The 22,268-nt window shown below is 34.2% G+C and carries 18 protein-coding genes; 10 read left to right on the forward strand and 8 right to left on the reverse strand.

Annotation, left to right across the window (positions count from 1 at the left end; translation table 11 throughout):
* The first annotated feature begins 97 nt into the window (after positions 1-97).
* The 3 genes from EG242_RS07780 to EG242_RS07790 all read left to right on the forward strand — a co-directional run bounded on the left by EG242_RS07780 (position 98) and on the right by EG242_RS07790 (position 5,076).
* Entirely contained in the window at positions 98-973 is an 876-nt protein-coding gene (locus EG242_RS07780) for an ATP-binding cassette domain-containing protein (RefSeq protein WP_124899328.1), read from the forward strand.
* Positions 973-4,623 carry a M1 family aminopeptidase gene (locus EG242_RS07785; protein WP_124899329.1) on the forward strand — a complete coding sequence of 1,217 codons (3,651 nt, stop codon included), beginning with the start codon at positions 973-975 and terminating at the stop codon, positions 4,621-4,623. Before EG242_RS07780 ends, EG242_RS07785 begins: the two co-directional genes overlap by 1 nt.
* A 105-nt stretch (positions 4,624-4,728) precedes the next feature.
* Positions 4,729-5,076 carry a hypothetical protein gene (locus EG242_RS07790; RefSeq protein ID WP_235831888.1) on the forward strand — a complete coding sequence of 116 codons (348 nt, stop codon included), beginning with the start codon at positions 4,729-4,731 and terminating at the stop codon, positions 5,074-5,076.
* Positions 5,077-5,192: 116 nt separating this feature from the next.
* Here EG242_RS07790 and EG242_RS07795 read toward each other — a convergent pair whose 3' ends face one another.
* Positions 5,193-7,247, reverse strand: a complete 2,055-nt coding sequence (locus EG242_RS07795; protein ID WP_124899330.1) for a M16 family metallopeptidase — start codon at positions 7,245-7,247, stop codon at positions 5,193-5,195.
* A 13-nt stretch (positions 7,248-7,260) separates the two neighbouring features.
* On the reverse strand, positions 7,261-8,586 hold the full coding sequence (locus EG242_RS07800; RefSeq protein ID WP_124899331.1) for a M16 family metallopeptidase: 1,326 nt from the start codon (positions 8,584-8,586) through the stop codon (positions 7,261-7,263).
* A gap of 190 nt (positions 8,587-8,776) precedes the next feature.
* Between EG242_RS07800 and rplU the strand changes: the two genes are divergently transcribed.
* From rplU to EG242_RS07815, 3 genes are all read left to right on the forward strand, one after another.
* Positions 8,777-9,088, forward strand: a complete 312-nt coding sequence (gene rplU / locus EG242_RS07805; RefSeq protein ID WP_124899332.1) for a 50S ribosomal protein L21 — start codon at positions 8,777-8,779, stop codon at positions 9,086-9,088.
* 42 nt (positions 9,089-9,130) lie between these two features.
* Positions 9,131-9,391, forward strand: a complete 261-nt coding sequence (gene rpmA, locus EG242_RS07810; RefSeq protein WP_091522933.1) for a 50S ribosomal protein L27 — start codon at positions 9,131-9,133, stop codon at positions 9,389-9,391.
* Positions 9,392-9,496: 105 nt separating this feature from the next.
* Positions 9,497-9,778, forward strand: coding sequence for a hypothetical protein (locus tag EG242_RS07815; protein WP_124899333.1), 282 nt, complete (start codon positions 9,497-9,499; stop codon positions 9,776-9,778).
* 28 nt (positions 9,779-9,806) lie between these two features.
* On the opposite strand, the gene dgt is transcribed toward EG242_RS07815, so the two are convergent.
* The 5 genes from dgt to EG242_RS07840 form a co-directional block, all read right to left on the reverse strand.
* Complete coding sequence (gene dgt / locus EG242_RS07820; RefSeq protein ID WP_203227691.1) at positions 9,807-11,138, reverse strand: dGTP triphosphohydrolase; 1,332 nt, start codon at positions 11,136-11,138, stop codon at positions 9,807-9,809.
* A gap of 17 nt (positions 11,139-11,155) precedes the next feature.
* Positions 11,156-11,851: an AAA family ATPase gene (locus EG242_RS07825; protein WP_124899334.1), complete on the reverse strand. Its 696-nt coding sequence runs from the start codon at positions 11,849-11,851 to the stop codon at positions 11,156-11,158.
* Between the two features lies 1 nt (position 11,852).
* Complete coding sequence (locus EG242_RS07830) at positions 11,853-13,070, reverse strand: TCR/Tet family MFS transporter (protein ID WP_124899335.1); 1,218 nt, start codon at positions 13,068-13,070, stop codon at positions 11,853-11,855.
* Positions 13,071-13,166: 96 nt separating this feature from the next.
* Positions 13,167-14,390 (reverse strand): 2-oxoglutarate dehydrogenase complex dihydrolipoyllysine-residue succinyltransferase, encoded by a 1,224-nt coding sequence (gene odhB, locus EG242_RS07835; protein WP_124899336.1) that lies wholly within the window; start codon positions 14,388-14,390, stop codon positions 13,167-13,169.
* Between the two features lie 45 nt (positions 14,391-14,435).
* A complete protein-coding gene (locus EG242_RS07840) occupies positions 14,436-17,201 on the reverse strand; it encodes a 2-oxoglutarate dehydrogenase E1 component (RefSeq protein WP_124899337.1) in 2,766 nt (921 codons plus the stop codon).
* Positions 17,202-17,532: 331 nt separating this feature from the next.
* Between EG242_RS07840 and EG242_RS07845 the strand changes: the two genes are divergently transcribed.
* Positions 17,533-18,069: a hypothetical protein gene (locus EG242_RS07845; RefSeq protein ID WP_124899338.1), complete on the forward strand. Its 537-nt coding sequence runs from the start codon at positions 17,533-17,535 to the stop codon at positions 18,067-18,069.
* Between the two features lie 55 nt (positions 18,070-18,124).
* Here the strand turns inward: EG242_RS07845 and EG242_RS07850 are convergent, their stop codons facing one another.
* A complete protein-coding gene (locus EG242_RS07850) occupies positions 18,125-19,096 on the reverse strand; it encodes a polyprenyl synthetase family protein (protein ID WP_124899339.1) in 972 nt (323 codons plus the stop codon).
* A 133-nt stretch (positions 19,097-19,229) separates the two neighbouring features.
* On the opposite strand from EG242_RS07850, the gene EG242_RS07855 reads away from it, so the two are divergent.
* From EG242_RS07855 to EG242_RS07865, 3 genes are read left to right on the forward strand one after another with little or no spacing between them, the layout of a single operon-like run.
* Complete coding sequence (locus EG242_RS07855; protein ID WP_124899340.1) at positions 19,230-19,838, forward strand: TetR/AcrR family transcriptional regulator; 609 nt, start codon at positions 19,230-19,232, stop codon at positions 19,836-19,838.
* A 6-nt stretch (positions 19,839-19,844) separates the two neighbouring features.
* Positions 19,845-21,188 (forward strand): TolC family protein, encoded by a 1,344-nt coding sequence (locus tag EG242_RS07860; protein WP_124899341.1) that lies wholly within the window; start codon positions 19,845-19,847, stop codon positions 21,186-21,188.
* Positions 21,189-21,200: 12 nt separating this feature from the next.
* On the forward strand, positions 21,201-22,259 hold the full coding sequence (locus EG242_RS07865; RefSeq protein WP_124899342.1) for an efflux RND transporter periplasmic adaptor subunit: 1,059 nt from the start codon (positions 21,201-21,203) through the stop codon (positions 22,257-22,259).
* The last annotated feature ends 9 nt before the right edge of the window (positions 22,260-22,268 follow it).

The raw sequence follows: 22,268 nt of genomic DNA on the forward strand, positions 1-22,268 counted from the left end.
CTTCCTATCTTTTGTAACATTTAAGTAAATAATTGTACTTACATTTAAAATTCATTCTTAAAAAGTTCACACAGTAAAAAACATAAAAAAATAGGTTATGAGTCTAAAAATTTCGGGGTTAACAAAAACCTACAAAAACGGCGTTAAAGCTTTAGATAATGTAAATTTAGAAATAGGCAAAGGTATGTTTGGCTTATTGGGTCCAAACGGTGCAGGAAAATCATCACTAATGCGTACCATTGCAACGTTGCAAACTCCATCATCGGGTTCAGTAACTTTTAACGACATTAATGTTTTAGAAGATAAAAATGCTTTGCGCAGAGTTTTAGGTTATTTGCCACAGGAATTCGGAGTTTATCCAAACATGTCTGCAGAAACCTTGTTAGATTATTTTGCTCAATTAAAAGGCATAACCAAAAAAGACGAACGCAAAAAAATTATTACCGAAGTACTTACTCTTACCAATTTATACGATGTTCGATCTAAAAGCGTAAGTGGTTATTCGGGCGGTATGAAACAGCGTTTTGGTATTGCACAGTTACTTTTAAACAATCCGCAATTAATTATTGTTGATGAACCAACTGCCGGATTGGATCCTGCGGAACGTCACCGTTTCTTGAATGTTTTACGTGAAATTGGTGCAAACCATACCGTAATTTTCTCTACGCATATTGTTGATGATGTTCGTGAATTATGTAACGAAATTGCCATTTTAAACGGCGGAAAAATTTTGTTTGAAGGTACACCTACAAGTGGCGAAGAAATGTTAAAAGGTAAAATTTGGGTTCGTATTATTAATCGTTCAGATTTTGACGAATACAACAAAAACCATAACATTCTTTCATCGAACTTTAACCCGGACAATACGTTGAACATTCGTGTGTACAGCGATGCACAGCCAAACGAAACGTTTATTCAGGCAAAACCAATTTTAGAAGATGTTTATTTTGTTTCATTAAAAAAAGATAATTAATGCTAGGAACTATTTTTAAATTTGAAACAAAACGTTGGTTTAAAAACTGGCAGTTTTATCTGTATTTTACACTCTTTTTTGCACTATCGTTTGTAATTATGGCGTTTGTAACAGGCTATTTTGATGGTTTTAATGTAACAACAACATCAAATACCATTATGAATTCGCCTATTGCTATAAATGGTATTATAAGTCAAATTGCTATTTACATCAATTTTATTATTCCAGTAGTTATTGGAACAACAGTTTATCGCGATTTTAAATACAATACACACACCTTGTTGTTTGCTTATCCGTTTAATAAGTTTCAATATCTTATCGGGAAATTTTTAAGTGGTTTTCTAATAACTTTTGTTATTACTTTTTCTATTGGATTTGGTTTTTTATTGGCTACCATTCTACCGTTTGCAAATCCCGATTTATTAGGCCCTATAAATCTAGCAGCTTACTTTCAAAGTTACCTGGTTTTTGTACTGCCTAATATTTTCTTTATAGGTGCTATGATTTTTATGTTAACCACATTAACACGTAACCAATATATCGGTTTTATCTTGATAATTATCTTATTGATTGTTCCAGGTATAATCAGCAGTTTAACAGCTAAAGTAGACGATAAATTTGTGGCCGCTTTATTTGAGCCTTTTGGAAATGAAGCGCTAGCTTATGTAACAAAATATTGGACGATTGATGAACAGAACACATTACTAATTCCGTTAGACAAGGTCATTATTTACAACCGTTTAATTTGGATAGGTGTTGGTGTGTTGGCATTATTTGTTACTTATTTTTCATTCTCATTTTCTCAATCACCAGTAAAAATAGGTAGAAAAAGAAAAGCAGAACGTGTTACTAAAAACAATTTTGGAAGCATTATAAAGATTAATCTTCCAAAAGTATCTTACAATTATTCGTTCATTTCGAATCTAAAAACGGCAATCCGTTTATCTAAATTTGAATTTAAAAGCATTGTTAAGAACTGGATTTTTATCATACTAATGATAATCCTTATGCTTTTTATTACCATTTCAACTTTTAATTTAGGTGAACTTTACGGAACCAACACCTACCCTGTTACGTGGAAAATTATTGAAACCATAAGTGGTAACATTGCATTGTTTCTATCTATATTAATCTATCTTTTTGCAGGGGTTTTACTGAACAACGCTACATCATCGCGAATGAATTTATTAATTGATGCTACTGCAGTTCCAAATTGGAGTTTGCTATTATCAAAATTCATTGCTTTAATTGAAATGGTTTGTGTGGTATTTTTAGTAGGAATTTTATCAGGAGTTTTAATTCAGACCTATTTAGGATATTATAATTTTGAACTAGGTCAATACTTTGCAGATTTCTTTGGTTTCCAATTGATCGATTATGTAATCATAATCTTATTATCACTATTCATACAAGCGTTTTTCAAAAATTATTTTATAGGATTTTTTATCACGGCACTAGTTATACAGTTACTTCCAAGTGCATTAAATAAATTAGGAATAGAACAAGCTGTCTTCCATTTTAATTCAGGATCGGGTTATAGTTATTCTGATATGGATGGATTTGGAACCGTTCGTGGTTATTTTTACTATAAACTTTATTGGTTACTTTTTGGCTTTGTTCTATACGGATTAACCTTACTTTTCTGGCGTCGTGGAATTTTATCAAGCGCAAAAGAACGCTTACAATTGTTTGCAAAACGTTTTAAAATGCCAATTGGCGTTCCGCTAGTAATTATTACGTTGGCTTTTGTTGGTTTAGGTTATGCTTTGTATTATCAGGCAGTAAAATTAGAACCTTACTACACCGCACAAGAATATGAAAAACAACGGGTTGATTTTGAAAAGAAATACAAAAAATTCGAGAAATACGAACAACCACGTATTGTTGATGTAAAAGTAAACATGGATATTTTTCCGAACGAAAGAAATTATCACGCGGTAGTTAACTACGTTATGGTAAATAAATCAAACCAAGCTATTGATTCATTATTTATTAATTACGGTAAAAATTTAAAAGAAATTACTTTTAGTAACGATTATCAGAAGGTTTTAAACGATACAGTTATGGATTTCGATATTTATCGATTAAATCAACCTTTAAACCCGGGCGATTCTTTAAAAATTAAAATGATCGTTCAAAACAAAGAAAACACGTGGTTAAAAGATCGTTCACCGATTATTGAAAACGGAACGTTTATAAACAACGGCATGTTTCCTTCTTTTGGATACAGTGATTCAGCAGAAATCCAAGATAACGATGTGCGTAAGAAATACAATTTACCGCCACGTGAACGTATGGCTGCAACAGATGATCCTGAAGCACGTAAGAACACCTATATATCAAACGAAGCCGATTGGATTACTTTTGAAACAACGGTAAGTACCGCGGGCGATCAAACAGCAATTGCTCCCGGATATCTCCAAAAACAATGGCAAAAAGACGGTAGAAACTATTTCCATTACAAAATGGATCAAAAAATGTTGAATTTCTACGCATTTAACTCGGCAAGATATGAAGTTAAAAAAGAAAAATGGAACAACCTGAATTTAGAAATTTACTATCATAAAGGCCATGAATACAATTTAGATCGAATGATGGATGCCTTGAAAAAGTCATTGGCTTATTACAGCGAAAATTTTGGCGAGTATCAACACCAACAAGCTCGTATTATAGAATTCCCAAGAACTATGGGAACTTTTGCACAGGCGTTTGCCAACACCATGCCGTTCTCTGAAGCAATTGGTTTTATTGCAAATGTAGATGAAAACGATCCAGAAGGAGTAGATTATCCGTTTTCAGTTGTATCGCACGAAATGGCGCATCAATGGTGGGCTCATCAGGTAATTGGCGCCAATGTTAAAGGTGCAACTTTATTGTCTGAATCGTTATCAGAATATAGTTCACTAAAAGTTTTAGAAAAAGAATATGGTAAATTCCAAATGCGTAAATTCCTGAAAGAAGCTTTAGACGGTTATTTAAAAGGAAGAAGAAACGAATGGAAAGAAGAAAACCCGTTAATGTACAACGAAAACCAACAGTATATTCATTACAACAAAGGATCGTTGGTATTGTACACTATAAGCGATTATTTGGGTGAAAAACGTTTTAACGATATATTGAAAGAATATGTTGCTAAAGTAAAATTCCAAGAAGCTCCGTATACCAATTCTATTGAGTTTGTAAATCATTTAAAAGCAAATACCCCGGCAAACTTACAGTATTTAATTACCGATATGTTTGAAACCATAACGTTGTATGACAATAAAGTGGATAAAGTGGAAGTAAAACCTTTGAAAGACGGTAAATATCAAGTAGATATTACGTTTGTGGTATCAAAATACCGAACTTCTCCTAAAGGAACTCAAATTTATAAAGATGCAAATGGCGGTACTTTAGTTGGTAAATATGATAAAAAAGAGGTAAAATCGTATCCTTTAAATGATTTTGTAGAAGTTGGTATTTTTGGAGAGAAAACAAAAAAAGGCAAACATGAATACGAAAACGAATTGTACAACAAAAAATACTTAATCAATAAAATAAACAATAAAGTAAGTATCACTGTTAATGAAAAACCTATTGAAGTGGGTGTTGATCCATACAACAAGTTAATTGATAGAGATTCTAACGATAACCGTAAAAAAGTTAATTAATAATAAAGCTGTCTTGTAAAAAGGCAGCTTTTGTTTTTTTAATAATAGTTTGAAAATAGATAAGTAAGTAGTAACTTTAAAAACCTAATTTTAAACCGTATTATGATGATTAGAAATACCGAAAAAACGCTTTCAGAGGTAATGCGCATACTTAAAGATCGTGGTTATACAGAAGATTTTAATTTATTAGAAGTAAAAGAATCATATATTAAAAACGGAGAGCCAGTAAACATAGAAGATTTGGTTATTGATAAAATTTATCGTTTTTCTGGTTCAAATGATGTGGGAGATGAAGCTATTTTATATGCCATGCGTAATGTTAAAGACGGTGCAAAAGGTGTTTTTGTAAATGGATACGGTTTATATGTAGACGAAGAGGCTACTGCAATTATTTCTAAAATAACTTACCACGAAATAGATAACGAAGATTGGACAGTAAATGACAATTTATAATAAAGCCATTAGGAGGACTTAATATATTTTGATTTTAAAACGATTCTTATCAATTAATACCATAAAAAACGCCTTCATTTCTGAAGGCGTTTTTAGTATAATAATGTACTCTGTAATTATTTAAAATCTGCGTCTCTTACGCCTTCATTTACTTTAACTTCAGAAACTTTGAATTCTACCGACATTCCTGGTGCTAATGGCAATGAACTTGTATGAGCAACTTTAATTCCTTTTACTTCTTTGTAATCTGAATAAGTAGAAGTCATTACAATAGTTTGTCCTTGCGCTTCCATTGTTTCAGAAGTGGCAATTTTTAATCCCGAAGCTACGCTGTAATATACCGTTTCTTTATCTTTCTTTAAAACATACGCTTCTTCGCCGTTAAAAGTTTCAATACCTGTTAACTGAAATGAAGCTGCATTTTTTAAATCTTCTAATTCATCGAACATTTTTGCAGAAGCCTGAGCGTCTTTTAAGGCATCACCTTTTAAATCTTCTCTTTGGCCTTGCATTGAAGCATAACCCATAGTTGGCGTTACTACCTGTTTTATTAAATCCATACCCATACCGTTAATAACCATCATAGATTGTCCTTTGTTGGTTTGTTTTTGCGTCATGGTTAATTCCATTCCTTGCATAGATCCCTTAGAAACAACGCTTAACGATTTAACTTCTTTCAGTTTTTTCTCTCCACCAATTGCTTTCACATGGTTTTCGATTACTGTTGCAGAAGTTACGCCAACTGGAGCTGCTTTTTTAAATACTGGTTTTTCTACCGGATTTGCATAAGCATCATAATAATTAACCGGATATCCTAAACGATCTAAAGTTCCGGCAACATCTGAACCTTTACCAACAATTACAATACGCTGGTTATCTTTTTTAAAGAATTTGTTTGCTACACGCTGAACATCTGCAACGGTTACTGCCTGAATGTTTTTAATGTAGTTTTCATAGAAATCTGCAGGTAAGCTTTGTGTTTTAGTTCTTAATGCAAAACTTGCTATTGTACCTGGTTTTTGAATTTCCATTACAAAGTTTCCAATGTATTTTGCTTTTGCTAGATCTAATTCTGCTTGTGTAACCGGTTCTGTTCTAATTTTATGTAATTCGTTCACAAATTCAACAACAGCAGAATCGGTAACTACGTTACGAACCGATGCAGATGATGTGAATTTAGATGTATATTTTCCAGATCCTAAAGAAGAATAAGCTCCGTAAGTCCATCCGTGTGCTTCACGTAGGTTTAAAAACAAACGACCTTCACCACCACCACCTAAGATTTGGTTTGCAATTAATCCCGCAAAATAATCTTTATCGGTTAATTTAAGGTTTACGGTATTCATCAATGCAATTTCTGATTGAACAGCGTTTGGCATATCAACAAAATCGATTTGTGTTTTAGCAACTTCCGTTGGTTCAGCATATTTTGCAACTGGTGCAGAAGCTTTTTTCCAGTCTTTAAATAATTTTTCAACCTGTTTTTTAACATCTTTAAACTTTACATCACCAACAACTACCAAATAAGCAGTTTCTGGCACAAAATAAGATGCATAATTTTGTTTAACATCTGCCAAAGTAACATTGTTCAATGTTTGCTCTGTTACAAATTCTCCGGTTGGATGCTCTTTACCAAATAACAAAGCATTATTAACTCTACGAGCAACAGATGCAACAGATTTCTCATCGGCTTTTAAGCCTTCAATAGCTTGTTGTTTAGATTTATCGAATTCTTCTTGAGAGAACAAAGGACTTAATGATCCTTCTGCCATTAATTCTAACAAACGAGAACTGTATTTAGACAATCCGCTTGCAGATGCTCCTGTATTCCAAAAGTTTACATTTGCTCCTAAAAAATCAATTTCATCATTGAATTTTTCTTTAGATGTTTTTGCAGTTCCATTACCAACAACGGCACTTGTTAAACTTGACACTCCTGCTTTTGCACCTTCTACATAAGGTGGTGTATCAATAGTTAACATATAGCTTACGCGTGGTAATTTATGATCTTCTACAACCATTACCTTTAAACCGTTTTTCATGGTAAACTCTTGCGGTTTTTGCACGTTAACAGTAGGCATTGGACCTGGTTGCGGTTGTGGGCGTTTTATTTGAGCTTCGGCACTAACAGTTAGTAACAAAGCTGATGCGAATAATAATATTTTTTTCATTTTGTTTACTTTCTTATTTAGCTGAATCTTCTTTTGCCGGTACGTAATCTAATAATAAACGAGCATTGCTTTGTAAATACTTTTTAGCAACATCGCGAATTTCTTCTCTTGTAATTGAACGATAAATTTCGATTTCTTCGTTAATTAAATTGATATCGCCATATAATAAATAGTTAGTAGCCAAGTTCTCTGCCAATCCTTCTAAATCTGAATTTTGGCTTACGTAACGGTTTTCAAAATCGTTTTGTAACTTTTGATAATCTCTTTCAGAAATTAACTCGGTTTGCAATTTTGTAATTTCAGCATCAATTTCTTTTTGTAATGCCTCACGCGTAGTATCACCCATTGGTAAACCTGCAATTAAGTACATTCCGTAATCTTCTTGTGCGTAGTTAAAAGCAAACAACTGTAAAGCCATTTTCTTTTCGTCAACAATTTTCTTTTGCATTGGAGATGATTTTCCGCCAGAAAGGTATGATGAAATCATATCTAAAACTCTTGCATCACGCGTTTTCATAGATGGTGTTCTATAAGCGGTGATGTACATTGGAATTTGAATGTTAGCATCTTCTGCCGTTGCATGAATTGTTTTTGTGATTGGATCTTCCTGAATGTTTACGCGAGGAACTACTGCTCCTTTTTTAATCACTCCGAAATATTTCTGAATCAAATCTTTAGTTTTTGCAAACTCGATATCACCAGCAATTACTAAAACAGCGTTGTTTGGTACATAGAATTTTTTGTTAAATGCCTGGAACTCTTCTAAAGTAGCAGCATCTAAATGATCCATAGAACCAATTGGCGCCCAACGGTAAGGGTGTTTTTTGAACAAATTTTTCTTAACTTCTGTGATCCAGTTTCCGTAAGGGCTGTTATCTACACGTAAGCGTTTTTCTTCTTTTACAACTTCGTTTTGTGTATCAACACCAATTTGGTTGATAACTGGTTGCAATAAACGGTCAGATTCCATCCAAATAGCCAATTCTAAATTGTTCGATGGAAATACTTCATAATAATACGTACGGTCGTCTGAAGTGTTTGCGTTGTTGTGCCCTCCATTAGAAGTTACTAATTTAAACCACTCACCTCTTTCAATATTTTCTGTACCTTCAAACAAAAGGTGTTCAAAAAAGTGCGCAAAACCAGTACGCTCTGGGTTTTCATCTTTTGCACCAACATGGTACATTACAGAAGTAACTACAACTGGCGCCGATTTGTCTTGATGTAAAACTACATGCAAACCATTGTCAAGTGTATACTCTTCAAACTCAACTTTTTGTGCAACTGCAACACTACTAAGTAAAAGTGCAGACGCTAAAGCCGTTAGAGATTTTCTCATAACTTGGATTTAAATTAATTTGATTTTTTAATTAGTGTGCAATTTCGTGATTTTGTTACATTTATATTCTTATTTTTTTTAATTATTTTATTTGAGTGAATTAATTTTTTAAAAACGAAGTACTTACATTTGATTTTTAGATATTTTTTGTATATTTGCAGTCTTAAAAATTAATCTTAATTTAATTGTTATGTACGCAATCGTAGAGATAGCAGGGCAACAATTCAAAGTTAGCAAAGACCAAAAAGTTTACGTAAACCGTTTGGCAACTGAAGAAGGAGCAAATGTTACTTTTGACAAAGTTCTTTTAGTTGACAATGCAGGAACAGTAACTTTAGGCGCCCCAGCTATAACAGGAGCTTCAGTAGGAGCGAAAGTTTTAAAGCACCTTCAAGGTGACAAAGTTATCGTTTTCAAAAAGAAAAGAAGAAAAGGATACAAAAAGAAAAACGGTCACAGACAAGCATTGACTCAAATCGTAATCGAGGGAATCACTATTTAATCTGTAACTAGAAAGTATTAACAATTTTAAAAACCAAACATCATGGCTCACAAGAAAGGTGTCGGTAGTTCTAAGAATGGTAGAGAATCTGAATCGAAACGTTTAGGCGTTAAGATTTATGGTGGACAAGCAGCTATTGCTGGTAACATCATTGTAAGACAAAGAGGTTCAAAACATAACCCAGGTGAAAACGTTTACATGGGGAAAGATCATACTTTACATGCTAAAGTTGACGGAGTTGTACAATTCGTGAAAAAGAGAGATAACAAATCTTTCGTTTCTATTGTACCATTTGAAGCTTAATCTTCTTAGACTGAAAAAATTAAAAGCATCTCAATGAGATGCTTTTTTTATATAATAATATTAGATTTTTTTTATTATATTGGTTTGATTTTAAAAACCACTCTTATGAAAAATAAAATACTTCTATATATTTCATTGGCTTTATTATGTTTTTGGCTTTTAACAAAGATTGTAAATCTTTATGATTATCCTGTATTAAGTGCTATTTACGAACTTACTTCACTTATAGCTCTTTTATGTACATTTGTAATGCCTATTGTTGTGCTGATCTTTTTACTACGTAGCGAACGTTTTAATAAAAAAAATTATATCGCACCTTTAGCAATATCAGTACTTACTATTTTAGTAATGATATTTGTTCCGTTTTTCTACACAGTAAATCCATAAGTTTTTAAGATAGAAACTAAAAACGTTTCTATCTCCCAACAATAGAATGATACAATTCTAACGCCTTACCATCGGTCAACAACGAAATAAACCTGCATACATTCAATAAACGCAAATACAGACTTTCATTTTCGGTTTGATATTGTTCTGGCAAAAGTTTCAATATCAGTTCGTCGTAATGTGTAGCAGTTCCGTTGAACTTATTGTTTGTTGCAGCAATAAATTTTTCTAATAAGGTGTGCAGCACTTTATAACCAACTACTTCCTTTTCTATCACTTCTTTACTTTCGTAAACGTTAGAAATACTTATGGTGATAATATCTTTCATTTGCGCCACATACGCACATTTATCTGTTAGTGCAAAAGGGAAATTTCCTTTTAAAATTTCTTCTTCGTTTTCCATGAACACACGCACCACATCGTTAATTAAACTGCCAATTGCTAAGGCACGTAAATAACTTACACGCTCTGCTTTTGTTTGTAATTGCGCATATTTTACAGAATTGATGTTATTTTTTACAATCTTAATTAAAAATTCCAACGCGTGTTCTTCAGGAATCCAACCTAAATTAATTCCGTCTTCAAAATCAATAATCGTGTAACAAATATCATCGGCAGCTTCTACCAAATACGTTAGCGGATGGCGTAAATAACGCAACGTCTCCCCTTCTCTTTTCAGCAATCCAAGTGTATCGGCAACATCTAAAAAGCTTGATTTATCTGCTTGAAAAAATCCGTATTTCTTATCGGAAATTTCGTTGGTTGGTTTTTTAGGAAGACTCTCTTTTGGATATTTCATAAAAGCGCCCAACGTTGCATACGAAATGCGCAAACCACCTTCGGCACCCGGACGTGAATCAGTTAAAATATGATATCCGTTCGCATTTCCTTCAAAATCAATCAAATCTTGCCATTGTGCTGGTTCTAAATCTAATCGAAAATGCTCACCTGCTCCATGCTTGAAAAAATCACCTATTGCTTTTTCACCTGAATGTCCAAACGGCGGATTTCCGATATCGTGACACAGACAAGCTGCAGCAACTATGGCTCCGAAATCATTAATCGTGTAGCCTAAATTTGATAATTCGGAATATTTTTCGATAATCTGCGCACCTGCCAACCGACCAATAGATCGACCAACAACCGAAACTTCCAGACTATGCGTTAAACGGGTGTGTACAAAATCGGTTTTCGATAGCGGAATTACCTGCGTTTTATCCTGCAAACTGCGAAATGCGTTTGAGAAAATAATTCGGTCGTAATCAACTTCAAATCCAATTCGTGATGGATTTTCATCTTTACGTTCGCGAACTTTTGTATCGCCAAATTTTTTTAAAGAAAGTAACTGTTTCCAGTCCATTATGTTATTTGCCATTTTTAAGACAATTGTTCGTTTATAATATTTTGTTTCACCTGTTTATAAAAATCGTCTTTCGCTTGTGCGTACGATGCCTGATATAAACGTTTTTTGGGATGATACTTCTCTGGAATCGGAATTTTAAGGGTATCGTATAGATCATCCAATAATTCATTAGATGGTTTTTCGTACGAAACCTGCCATTCAAATCTGCGTTTCAAAGCTTCATCAATCATGTGAATTTGATTTGTAGCTGCAATTAAGATCGATTTCTGCGGAAAATAATCCATTAACTGAATAATGGCATTTACCACACGTTTCATTTCCGAATTATCTTTATTGTCGTAATCACGAATCTGCCCTAACGAATCAAATTCATCTAACAGCAAAACCATACTTTCGTACTGAGATTCTTTAAACAGCAAATCTAAATTTTTAGCTGTTTCGCCCAATTTTGATGAAATAATTGTTGCTAAATTCACAATCATTAATTTTTTGTTCAAATGATTTGCAATCACTTTCGCCGTCATGGTTTTACCGCAACCGCTGTCGCCATACAAAAGCAATTTGTTAGAAATTGGAATTTTATACTGATCGAACAAATGCTTAAACTGCTGTTCGTGCAAAAACGCCATTAAATGACTTTTAATTTCGGGCGAAGCAATAAAATCTTCAAACGAAACATTGCTTCTGTCGATATAATAAAAACTACTCATTTTATATAGATTGTGTTTTCTTTAATCCTTTGTAAGCCATGAAAAAAGCGAAAACCATTAATATTGATGCCAAAACAAACGGTGCGCCCGGAAATTTAAACGGAGCCGAATCGTGTGTAAAGAAATAAAAGATACTTGTCATTACCAATGGTCCAAAAGTCGCTGTGGCACTATTTAAACTAGCCAACGTTCCCTGAATTTGTCCTTGTTCGTTTGCCGGAACATGATTAGTGATTTCCGATTGAATTGCCGGACCTGCCAAACCGCCCAAACAATAAGGAATCAAGAACACAAAAACCATCCATTCTTGTGATGCAAAAGCAATCAACAACAAACCGACCGAATTCACAGAATATCCTATTAAAATACTTTTACCGTTACCTATTCGCGGATTCACAAATCGAACCAAAACACCGTGCACCAATGCTACCAAAACACCAACAACACCTAGCGAAATACCCACCATACGTTCGTCCCAATTGTATCGGTACATGGTATAAAAACTCCAATTTCCGTTCACGGCATGCGATGCAAAATACATAAAAAACATGGCTACAACCAAACCTATAATATTCGGAAACTTTTTTAATCGAGCTAGAGCTCCAATTGGGTTTGCTGCTTTCCATTCAAAAACCCTACGTTTTTCAGGAGTTAATGATTCAGGCAAAACAAAATATCCGTACACAAAATTCACAAAACACAAAGCAGCCGCAGCATAAAAAGGCACGCGTGAGCCAAACTGCCCCAACAAACCGCCAATTACAGGACCAATAATGAATCCGATACCAAAAGCTGCACCAACCAAACCAAAATTCTTGGCTTTATTTTCGGGTGTACTAACATCTGATATATAAGCCATTGCCGTAGAAATACTGGCTCCGGTTATACCTGCAATAATTCTACCAACGAATAGCCATGGTACATTTGGCGCCAATGCCAACACTAAATAATCCACTGCGAATGCCAGCAATGAAATCAACAGAACGGGTCTTCTGCCATATTTATCAGACAAACTGCCCATTAACGGCGCACACAAAAACTGGGTAAATGCGTAGGCAAATGCCAGCCAACCACCTAATTGTGCAGCTTCGCTAATATCGGAATGATTTAATTCTTGTAAAAGTTTGGGAATTACAGGAATAATAATGCCTATTCCTATAATGTCGATTAACATTGTAATGAATATAAAACCAATTGCAGCTGATTTCTTTGAACTCATATTTTTATTAGATATTAGAAAACAAAGCTACGAAAAGCTAACAAAAAAAGTCTTCCCAATTAGAAAGACTTTAGCAATATAAAAAACAATAAAATATTATAATTCCAAAGCTTTTTTAGGATCGTTGTTCATTAACAACTCCATTGGATTTTCTAAAGCTTCTTTAACAGCTACCAAGAAACCAACAGACTCACGACCATCGATAATTCTGTGGTCATAAGATAATGCAATGTACATCATTGGCGCAATAACTACTTGTCCGTTTACTGCAACAGGACGCTCGATGATATTGTGCATTCCTAAAATACCTGATTGTGGTGGGTTTATAATTGGCGTTGACAACATAGATCCAAATACACCACCATTGGTAATTGTAAAAGTTCCTCCTGTCATTTCGTCAACCGTAATTTGTCCGTCACGTGCTCTTGTTGCCAAACGCTTGATTTCTGCTTCAACACCACGGAAAGATAATAATTCTGCGTTGCGAACAACCGGAACCATTAATCCTTTTGGTCCTGAAACCGCGATAGAGATATCAGCAAAATCAAATTTAATTTGCTCTTGACCATCGATCATTGAGTTCACATCAGGAAACAACTGTAAAGCACGAGTTACCGCTTTTGTAAAGAATGACATAAAACCTAACGATGCATTGTGTTTTGCTTTAAAAGCTTCTTTAAATTCGGTACGTAATTTATTTACTTCAGTTAAGTTAACTTCATTAAAAGTAGTTAACATTGCTGTTGTATTTTTAGCTTCAACCAAACGCTCTGCTACTTTTCTGCGTAACATAGACATTTTTTTGCGCTCTGTTCCACGAGGTCCGCCTGTTGGTGTTCCCATTGAAGGTGTTGCGTTTAAAGCATCTTCTTTAGTAACACGACCATCTTTACCTGTACCTTGAACAGATGCAGCATCGATGCTTTTCTCGTCTAATATTTTTTTAGCAGCCGGCGATGCAGATCCTGTTGCATACGTAGCAGCTGGTGCAGATGCAGGAGCCGGAGCAACCTTAACTTCTTCTTTTTTCTCTTCAGCTTTTGGAGCTTCGGCAGCAGGTGCGCTACCCGATGGTTTTGCAGCACTTGTATCGATTAAACAAACTACTTGACCAACAGCCACAGCATCTCCTTCTTCCGCTTTTAAAGTAATAATACCACTAGCTTCAGCAGGTAATTCTAAAGTTGCTTTGTCAGAATCAACCTCAGCAATTGCTTGGTCTTTCTCTACATAGTCTCCGTCTTTTACTAACCAAGTAGCAATTTCCACTTCTGTGATTGACTCTCCTGGCGAAGGAACTTTCATTTCTAAGATACTCATGAGTATATTAATTTAATATTGTGTTATTTGAAAAACTTTCTAAAATTATAAATTTTTATCGAATACTTTAGCAATTGCTTTTGCATATCTTGCTTTAGATCGAACTGATGAACCTGCTGCCGGAGCAGCTGCGGCTGCGGGTGATGCCAAACGGAATTTGACCAAATCAAAATTCATTAGCATATAACCGTAAGCACCCATGTTTTTAGGTTCTTCTTGTGCCCAAACATAATCTTCAACATTCGGGTAAGAAGCAATTACTTCTTTTAATTTATCATTATCTAGCGGAAACAATTGTTCAACTCTTACAAAAGCAACATCGTTTCTGCCTAAATTTTCTTTTTCTGCCTGTAAATCGTAATAGAATTTACCTGAAACAAAAGCCAGTGTTTTTACTGCTGATTTATCTTGAACCTTTGGATCATCTACAATTGTTTGGAACGATCCGCTTGTTAATTCTTCGATAGTTGAAGTAGCTTCGGGATGACGTAACAATGATTTTGGCGACATGATTACCAATGGTTTTCTAAAATCGGTAATCATTTGGCGACGCAACATGTGGAAATGATTGGCAGGCGTTGTACAGTTTGCTACATACATATTGTGGTTTGCACAAAGCTGTAAGTAACGCTCTAAACGTGCCGATGAATGTTCTGCTCCTTGATGTTCATAACCATGTGGCAATAACATAACGATACCGTTTTGGCTTCCCCATTTATCTTCACCAGCAGCGATATATTGATCGATCATAATTTGAGCGCCGTTAGAGAAATCTCCGAACTGTGCTTCCCAAATTGTTAACGCTTTTGGATTTGCCATTGCATATCCGTATTCAAAACCTAAAACAGCATATTCTGATAAATGCGAGTTGTAAATACGCATTTGTCCGTTTTGTGATTTTATGTTGTTTAAAGGTACATATTCTTCTTCGGTTTCTTCGTTTTTAATAACTGCATGACGATGCGAAAACGTTCCGCGTTGCACATCTTGTCCTGTAAAACGAACATCGTAACCTTCTGAAATCAACGTTCCGTAAGCTAACAACTCACCCATTGCCCAATCTAAACGGTTGGTTTCGTAATACATAGTATAACGATCTTTGATTAGTTTAGATATTTTGCTGATGAATTTAATATCTGTAGGCAGTGCTGTTAATGTTGGTGCTACATCATCTAACATTTCGCGCGATACTTTTGTATCATACGTTTGCAACATACGATCAACATTTGCAATATGGTATCCCTCCCACTCTTTTTCCATGAACGGAATAACCACTGCTTTTTCTGTTGCTTTTGCTGCTGTTAAATTTTCTTCTAAAATAGCCTTGTATTTATCTTCTAAAGATCCAACGTATCCGTCTTCAATGATTTTATGTTCAATTAAACGCGCATTGTATAGGTTACGTGCATTTTGATGTTTAGAGATTAATTTATATAAAATTGGTTGGGTAAAACGTGGTTCGTCACCTTCGTTATGTCCGTATTTACGGTATCCAACCAAATCAACAAAAACATCTTCCTTAAACTCCATACGGTACGCCAAAGCAAACAACATTGCTTTAACAGCCGCTTCGGTATCATCTGCATTTACGTGAACAACCGGTGCTGCAACAACTTTAGCAATATCTGTAGAATAAACACCCGAACGTGCATCTTTATAACTTGTTGTAAAACCAACTTGGTTGTTTAAAACCACGTGAATAGTTCCGGCTGTTTGGTAAGCGCGTAACTTGCTCATTTGAACAATTTCGTACACAATACCCTGACCTGCTACGGCAGCATCGCCATGTAAGGCAATTGGCAATACTTTAGAAAAATTGTCTGCGTATAATTTATCTTGTTTTGCACGAACCACACCTTCTATAACCGCACCAACAGTTTCTAAATGCGATGGGTTTGGTGCTAAATTTAAGGTAATTTTATTTCCTGATTTTGTTTCACGGTTAGATGTGTATCCTAAATGGTACTTCACATCACCATCAAACGTATCGGCAACATCGGCATAATCTTTCCCGTCGAATTCTGTAAAGATATTCTGTGCAGGTTTTTGCATGATATTCGCCAAAATATTTAAACGTCCGCGGTGCGCCATTCCAATAACTACATCTTCTACACCTGCTGATCCCGCAGCTTCAATCATAGCATCAATTGCAGGAATGGTAGCTTCTAATCCTTCTAACGAAAAACGTTTCTGACCTACATATTTTGTATGAAAGAAATTCTCGAAAGCCGCAGCCTGAACTAGTTTTTCTAATATATGTTTCTGCTGATCTGTAGTTAAATCGGATACTTTAGATTCAACATATTTAGAAATCCATTGAACTTTTTCTTCGCTCGGGATATACATATATTCAATACCTAAAGTAGTACAATAGGTATTTTGTAAATGATCTATAATTTGTTGTAAAGTACCTTTTGGTATGTGAACGCTTTGTGCAGCATCAAAAGTAACGTTTAAATCTGCTTGTGTAAGACCAAACTTTTCGATAGAAAAATCGGGAGCTTCACCAGTTTTTTCTATTAGGGGATTTGTTTTTGTTAGTAAGTGACCGTGCGTTCTGTAAGCATCGATCAACTTTAAAACCGCAAATTCTTTTTTAACTGAATCAGCTATAACTGCCGATTCTCCAGAACCTTGGTATGCATTTGATAATTGTTCTACCGGACCACCATTGAACTCATTTGCAAAATCGAACCCTTGAAAAAAACTTCTCCAACTTGGTTCAACACTATCAGGACTTGTTAAGTACTGATCGTATAAATCGGCAAAAAATGAGGTATGTGCAGCGTTTAAAAAGGAAAACCTATCCATAATATTTGTCTAATGACTCTTTTTTTCGTTAAAAAATTTTCACAAAAATACAATAGTTTCAATTAATAATACAACATTTCATATAGTTTTATACTTTATTTTTTAGACAAGTGTTTTTTTGAATTACGTTAACCTATCTACTTTAATCATAGTTTTTTAGGGATAATGCTTTTAATCTTTAAAATTTTAGCAACTTTATTATATTACTTACTTTTTTAAAATTAATTTTTCATTATTCGCAAAGTTACTTTTCTAACTTTATAGGTACACTTTTTGTGTGTTAAGATATATTTAACTGTTTAATTAATATATTAGCGAAAATTTAATCCTTATGAAAAAAATATTTTACACACTTACAGCTTGCTTTCTACTTGGATTTAATTCGTTTGCACAAGAAAATCAAGATACCTACCAACCACGTACCACTACTTTTTTTAGCGATGTACAATTTGGTGGCGGTTTAGGCTTGGCTTTCGGCAGCGGTTTTACCAATATTGCGGTTTCGCCAATGGCTTTAAAACCAATTACCGAACAATTTTCGGCAGGTTTGGGATTGCAGTTTAATTATATGAAATCGAAAGGTTTTTACGAAAGCACATCGTACGGTGCTAATATCTTGGGAATTTATAGTCCGGCAGAAATGATTCAGCTTTCGGCAGAATTGGAACAATTACGTGTAAATAATATTTGGGTTGATAACCAAATTAGTTCTTACCATAAAGAAAACTTTTGGAACACCGCATTGTTTTTAGGCGCTGGTTATACTAGTGGAAACGTGACAATTGGCGTACGATATAATGTTTTATATAAAGAAGGTGATTTGGTTTACAACCAAGCTTGGATGCCTTTTATCCGCGTTTTCTTTTAGATTGATTTATTTTTAGACATAAAAAATCCGAAACGTTTGTTTCGGATTTTTCAATTTATACAGTTCTGCTCATTAATGATAAAGCAAATTCTTTTAATTCTTCTTTAAAATGAATCGGAATTTCTAATGTTTCTAATTGCAACAATGCTTTCTGAGTATATTTTTCTATTAAAAGTTGTGTATCGGCTGTTGCATTTGTTTTTTGGAACAATGATTTAACAGCTTCAATTTTTTCTTGCCCGCCCTCTTTTGATGCAAACCAGTTTATCAATTCTGCTTTGTCGGTTTCCGAAGCATTTTCTAAAGATCGTAAATACAAATACGTTTTTTTATTCTCTAAAATATCGCCACCAATTTGTTTTCCAAATGTCGCCGTTTCGCCAAAAGCATCTAAATAATCGTCTTGCAACTGAAAGGCAATTCCTAAATCTCGACCAAAATTATAAATAGCAACTTTGTTGTTTTCGGATGTTTTTGCAACAATAGCCCCCATTTCTAAAGCTGCACCTACTAAAACCGCCGTTTTGTATTCAATCATTTTAATGTATTCGGGAATACTAACGTTATTTCGAGTTTCAAAATTAATATCAAGCTGTTGTCCTTCACAAACTTCTAATGCCGTTTTACTGAATAATTTAGCAAGATCCTTAAAAATAGCAGGTTCGTAATTCTCGAAATACTGATAAGCCAAAATCAGCATGGCATCGCCCGATAAAATTCCGGTATTCAGATTCCATTTTTCATGAACGGTTTTATTACCTCTTCTTAAAGGCGCTTCGTCCATAATATCGTCGTGTATCAACGAAAAATTATGAAACAGCTCAATAGCAACTGCTGCATGAATTGCATCGGTTGGTTTAGCACCAAAAACCTCGGCTGCAAAAAGGGTAAGCAGCGGACGTAAACGTTTACCACCCAAATTGGCAATATAACCTATTGGTTCGTAAAGTTCCTTTGGTTCTTTTTTAAAATTAATTTGATTTATGTAATCAGCGACAGCGCTTTTGTATTCAATGAAATTATTCATAAAAGGTATAAACTTCGTTTCAAGAATACAAATGTAAGCTAATTAATCATGTAAATAAAATTTTAAAAAAAACTTTGGAAACTTTTTTGGTATTTAAAGTTTCCTGCCTATCTTTGCCGAAACTTTTTGACTAATGAAAGAGACGGTATTAAAGAAATCTTTAGAACTATTCATTCAAAACGGCTTTAAAACTGTTACTATGGATGATATTGCTAAGGAGTTAGGAATTTCAAAAAAAACTATTTATCAGCATTTTTCGGCTAAAGATGAATTGGTTAAAGCAACGGTAGATTATGTATTTTTAACAGCATCTGATAAAATAAAGAATATTGCAGGGAACTGTAAAACTCCCATACACGAACATTTTGAAATGAAGAATTGTTTAGGTGATTTGTTTGGACAAAATATTCAAGCGAGTACTATCTATCAATTTAACAAATATTACCCAAAACTAGCTGAACGTATCCAGCAAAAGAAACACGAAAATTACGATTTTACCATTCTAAGAAATCTTCGTGACGGCGTGGAACAAGGTTATTACCGAAGTGATATTGATATTGATTTTGTAGGAAAAATCTTCTTTGCAAGCACCACTGCATTTTTTAGTGATGAAGTGTTTATTAACCTGCAAAGCACACAATCTTTAGAGGAATTAAACTACAAATTATTAGAATACCATTTAAGGGGAATAGTTACCCCAAAAGGATTAGAAATATTAGAACAATTATTACAAAAATCATAAATACCAATGAAATATAGAATTTCAATTTTATTAGCGTTTTTAGGATTCTTTGCCCAAGCGCAAGAACGTTTAACGCTTAAAGATGCGGTTAATTACGCCTTGCAAAATAAAGCAGAGGCTGTTAAAGCGCGTTTAGATGTAGAAAATAGCGAATACCAGATAGATGAAGTTCGCGCTAATGCTTTACCACAAATTAGCGCAAACGGTACATTAACTTATAACGCTATTTTACAAAAAAGTGCTTTACCTGGGGATATGTTAGGCAGACCCGGTGAAATTATAATGATTCCTTTTGGGCAGCCATGGCAATCTACAGCAGCAGTTTCGTTAAATCAGCAATTATTCAATCAGGCTGTTTTCACAGGATTAAAAGCTGCAAAAAGTACAAGAGAGTTTTATAAAATAAACGCTCAGTTAACCGAAGAACAAGTGATTGAAAAAGTTGCTAATAGTTATTATGAAGCTTATAAAACAGAATCACAATTAACAACAATTGATAAAACAATTGACAATACAAGCCGTGTTCGTGATGTTATTAAAAGTTTGTTTGATAACGGTTTGGCAAAAAAGATCGATTTAGACCGTATCGATGTTACTTTAAATAATTTAAAAGGCAACCGTCAGCAGTTAGTTAATGCGTTGCAGTTACAAGAAAACGCTTTGAAATATTTGATAGGTATGGATATGAATCAGGATATAGAACTACCTGAAAACACTTTTGAAATAACAAAACATGCGTTGGTAGATGATTCTGTAAATATTGAAAATAGAACCGAAATTAAGTTATTAGAAAAACAAAGCGAATTATTAGTCTTAAACAAAAAAGCTATTAATGCACAAGGTTACCCAAGCTTAAGCATGAATGCTAATTTTGGATATTTAGGTCTTGGATCTCAATTTCCGTGGTTTGCAAAACCTGCCGATGGTGTTTACTGGTCAAGTTATTCGGCAATAGGTTTAAATTTAAACATACCTATTTTTAACGGTGGATCGGTTAAAGCAAAAGTTAAGCAGGCACAGATTGATATTGAACGTTTAGAAGCAGACAAACGTGACACTCGCTTGGCATTAGATATGTCTTTAAAAAATGCCGTAACCCAATTAAACAACTCTTTAATCACCTTAAACGTTCAAAAAGAAAATGTTAATCTGGCTAAAGAAGTATTAACAAACATAGAAAACAATTACAAATTTGGTTTGGCAACGTTAACCGATTTGTTAGATGCAGAAACACAATATGCCGATGCACAAAACAATCACACAAACGCTTTACTAGATTATAAAGTTGCCGAAATACAGCTTATCAAAGCAAAAGGAGAATTAAAATCATTAACAGAAGAACAAAACTAATTGCATTTACACATGAAAAAAGTAATAATAACAGGAATAGTAATAATTGCAGCTTTAGCAGGAATTATGTACGTTTTAAATAAAAACAAAACACAAAACGAAGAACAAACAGCTATTGTAGGTCAAAAAAATGCTGCTGTTGCAGTGCGTGTGGAAGTAGCCGATTATAAAGATGTTAATGCGCAATATATAGCCAATGGAACTTTTGCACCAAAACAAGAAGTAATGCTTTCTGCAGAAACCGCTGGTAAAGTAACCCGTGTATTGGTTCAAGAAGGTGCGCATGTACGCGCCGGACAAACTTTAGCTGTAATAGATGGCGATAAGCTAAATGTAGGCTTATCTAACGCACAAGCTGTTTATAACAATGCAAAAGCAGAAGTTGCCCGTTTTGAAGGCGCTTATGCATCTGGCGGCGTAACTAAACAACAATTAGATCAGGTTAAATTACAGTTAGAAAACGCTAAAAACAATTTACGTTCTTCACAATTAACAGCATCTGATGTTAACATTACAGCTTCATTTGCAGGTGTGGTTAATAAAAGAAATATTGAACCAGGTTCTTATGTATCACCGGGTCAACAACTATTTGAAATTGTAAATGTAGGCACATTAAAATTACAAGTAAATGTAGACGAAAAAAACATTGGTTTTGTAAAATTAGGTCAAGTTATTAAAGTACAATCACCAGTATTAGTAGATCAAGAATTCGTTGGTAAAGTATCATTCATCGCTCCTAAAGCAGATGGAAGTTTAAATTTTCCTGTAGAATTAGAAATTAAAAACAATGCAACCAACGATTTAAAAGCAGGTATGTACGGTACGGCATTTTTTGGAAGCGAAAAATCTGCTAACGCTTTGGTTGTTCCTCGTAATGCATTTGTTGGTAGTGTTAGTTCAAACCAAATATTTGTTGTTAAAGATGGTAAAGCGGTTTTAACAAAAGTAGTATCAGGAAGAACTTTTGGTGAAAATATTGAAATTATTTCTGGAATTACAAAAGGTACACAAGTAATCACAACCGGACAAATTAACTTATTAAACGGCACTGCTGTTGAAATTATTAAATAATTAAGCGAA

The sequence above is a fragment of the Paenimyroides viscosum genome (assembly GCF_003858535.1).
In the GTDB taxonomy this organism is placed as follows: Bacteria; Bacteroidota; Bacteroidia; order Flavobacteriales; family Flavobacteriaceae; genus Flavobacterium; species Flavobacterium viscosum.

Bases quoted from the DNA above. Each gene is read 5' to 3' on its own strand.
- EG242_RS07780 (WP_124899328.1), top strand. From the start codon at position 98: ATGAGTCTAAAAATTTCGGGGTTAACAAAAACCTACAAAAACGGCGTT.
- EG242_RS07785 (WP_124899329.1), top strand. From the start codon at position 973: ATGCTAGGAACTATTTTTAAATTTGAAACAAAACGTTGGTTTAAAAAC.
- EG242_RS07790 (WP_235831888.1), top strand. From the start codon at position 4,729: ATGATTAGAAATACCGAAAAAACGCTTTCAGAGGTAATGCGCATACTT.
- EG242_RS07795 (WP_124899330.1), bottom strand. From the start codon at position 7,247: ATGAAAAAAATATTATTATTCGCATCAGCTTTGTTACTAACTGTTAGT.
- EG242_RS07800 (WP_124899331.1), bottom strand. From the start codon at position 8,586: ATGAGAAAATCTCTAACGGCTTTAGCGTCTGCACTTTTACTTAGTAGT.
- rplU (WP_124899332.1), top strand. From the start codon at position 8,777: ATGTACGCAATCGTAGAGATAGCAGGGCAACAATTCAAAGTTAGCAAA.
- rpmA (WP_091522933.1), top strand. From the start codon at position 9,131: ATGGCTCACAAGAAAGGTGTCGGTAGTTCTAAGAATGGTAGAGAATCT.
- EG242_RS07815 (WP_124899333.1), top strand. From the start codon at position 9,497: ATGAAAAATAAAATACTTCTATATATTTCATTGGCTTTATTATGTTTT.
- dgt (WP_203227691.1), bottom strand. From the start codon at position 11,138: ATGGACTGGAAACAGTTACTTTCTTTAAAAAAATTTGGCGATACAAAA.
- EG242_RS07825 (WP_124899334.1), bottom strand. From the start codon at position 11,851: ATGAGTAGTTTTTATTATATCGACAGAAGCAATGTTTCGTTTGAAGAT.
- EG242_RS07830 (WP_124899335.1), bottom strand. From the start codon at position 13,070: ATGAGTTCAAAGAAATCAGCTGCAATTGGTTTTATATTCATTACAATG.
- odhB (WP_124899336.1), bottom strand. From the start codon at position 14,390: ATGAGTATCTTAGAAATGAAAGTTCCTTCGCCAGGAGAGTCAATCACA.
- EG242_RS07840 (WP_124899337.1), bottom strand. From the start codon at position 17,201: ATGGATAGGTTTTCCTTTTTAAACGCTGCACATACCTCATTTTTTGCC.
- EG242_RS07845 (WP_124899338.1), top strand. From the start codon at position 17,533: ATGAAAAAAATATTTTACACACTTACAGCTTGCTTTCTACTTGGATTT.
- EG242_RS07850 (WP_124899339.1), bottom strand. From the start codon at position 19,096: ATGAATAATTTCATTGAATACAAAAGCGCTGTCGCTGATTACATAAAT.
- EG242_RS07855 (WP_124899340.1), top strand. From the start codon at position 19,230: ATGAAAGAGACGGTATTAAAGAAATCTTTAGAACTATTCATTCAAAAC.
- EG242_RS07860 (WP_124899341.1), top strand. From the start codon at position 19,845: ATGAAATATAGAATTTCAATTTTATTAGCGTTTTTAGGATTCTTTGCC.
- EG242_RS07865 (WP_124899342.1), top strand. From the start codon at position 21,201: ATGAAAAAAGTAATAATAACAGGAATAGTAATAATTGCAGCTTTAGCA.